At 63.3% G+C, this 1661-nt stretch carries 1 protein-coding gene; it reads right to left on the bottom strand.

Annotated elements, in window-relative coordinates; translation table 11 throughout:
• Positions 1–130: 130 nt before the first annotated feature.
• On the bottom strand, positions 131–1354 hold the full coding sequence (locus F604_RS0111575; protein ID WP_019551777.1) for a hypothetical protein: 1224 nt from the start codon (positions 1352–1354) through the stop codon (positions 131–133).
• Between the last annotated feature and the right edge of the window lie 307 nt (positions 1355–1661).

The following is a 1661-nucleotide window of genomic DNA, read 5'->3' as shown; positions in this document are numbered from 1 at the left end:
GAATAAACCTCATTCTGCTGGTTCACAACCTCATTCGGAGTCGGGTCTTGCTCAGGATGGCCGGGGTGGAGCTATGAGGTAGCACACGAAGGAATGTTGTGTAAAGGGCAGGGGTTAGCCCCCTGCCCTCTTAAGCCTCCAGACCGGTCCTCAGGTAGAGGGCCTTGTCTAGGCGGTTGAGGTAGACCTGCCTGCCCGGCAGGAGGGCTAGGTAGAGGCCCCTGCGGGTTTCCGCGAGGAAGTAAAGGCCCTCCTCCGATACCTCCAAGAAGGCCTCCTTCCAGCGAAGGAGGCTAGCCTCGGGTACGGGCACCTCCACCTCCCGCAGCAGGTTCCGCTCTGGGACGAGCAGGGGGCCTAGGGGGGAGTGCAGCTCCTTGAGGGCATCGAGGAGGAGGCTTTGAGGAAGCTTGTGCTTGAGGGCCCGGTGCTTGGCCCCAAGGTACTCGTCCCCAGGATGGGTGAGGAGGGCGGCAAGAAGGGCTTGACTCCGGAGAAAGTCCCTGAGGCTCGGGATCTCCCCTTCCAGGATGGCCTGGGCGGTGAAGGGGGCCCGGCCCTTCCAGGCCTCGAGGGAGGAGCGGTGGACCACCTCAGGGCCCCCTTTTTGGGGTTCCAAGGGGTAGGCGGTGGCCTTGGTGCCCTGGAGGAGGAAGAGGCTGTCCTCCTCCTTGGCCTGCTCGAGGAAGGAGGGTAGGGCCTTCTCAAAGGCCTGGAGAAAGGCCTGGGCCCTTGGGGAAAGCCTGGGCATGTTCCGGAAAACCGGGAGATGGGCCAAGGCCCTCCGGGCTAGGGTCTCGTTGGAGGTGGGGTCACCCCGGTAGAGGGCCAGGGCCAGAACCAGGGCCTTGGGGTTTTCCTCTAGCCCAAGCTCCCGCAGGAGGGCAAGCTCAGCCCGGTAGGGAGGGGTAAAGCAGAGAAGGGGGTCCACCTCCACCTCGGCCTCCTCCATCTGGAAGGGGGGGAGGATGCGGACCATGGGGGCCTTGGGGGAGACGATCTCCTGGGGAAAGCGGTAGGGTTCTTCTCCCAGGTCCGCAAGGAGCTCCTTTTTCCGGGGAAAGGCGAAGGGGGTGAGGACCAGCTTCTCGGGGTCGCTCACGAAGAAGACCCCGGTCTTTCCCTCCTTAAGGGCCCTTTCCAGGGCTTCCTTGTGGGCCTCGAGCATGGGAGCGAACCAGCCCGCAAGGCCCTGGCGCTTCAGGGAAACCTCCACCTGGTCCTTGAGGAGGAAGCCCGTGACGGGTACCCCCCTCCAGGGGAGGGCATGGGCCTGGTGCTCAAGGAGCAAGGCCCTTAGGGTCCTTAAACCTATGGACTTTTCCGGCTTAAGTCCCTGAAGGATATCCTTCATCTAACCTCCTTGGCTATGCATTCCGGGCCTGCCAAGCCTTTTTGGCAAGGCCCGGCCTAAAGCCAAAAGCCTTTTCAGGCGCAGGTTTTCAAGATCCCCGGGCCCGAACACCTAGAGCCCCATACCCCTCCCGGGCCCGCCTACGGGCGGATCCCCGGTGCCCTCAGTGCCTGCCTGCCTCCTCCTTTGACCTGGGGATTGATTGTCGTCGGGCTATGTACACGTCAAAACCTCCATAGGGCATAACCCCAAGGGACTTCCGCGCCTTCCTCCCCCTGCACCCCAGAGGGCAAGCGCCCAAAGGGTG

Origin of the sequence: Thermus scotoductus DSM 8553 (assembly GCF_000381045.1) — a bacterium.
In the GTDB taxonomy this organism is placed as follows: Bacteria; Deinococcota; Deinococci; order Deinococcales; family Thermaceae; genus Thermus; species Thermus scotoductus.
This window is presented reverse-complemented; position numbering and strand designations above follow the sequence as displayed.

Coding starts and splice junctions, on each gene's coding strand:
- F604_RS0111575 (WP_019551777.1), bottom strand. CDS start 1,354: ATGAAGGATATCCTTCAGGGACTTAAGCCGGAAAAGTCCATAGGTTTA.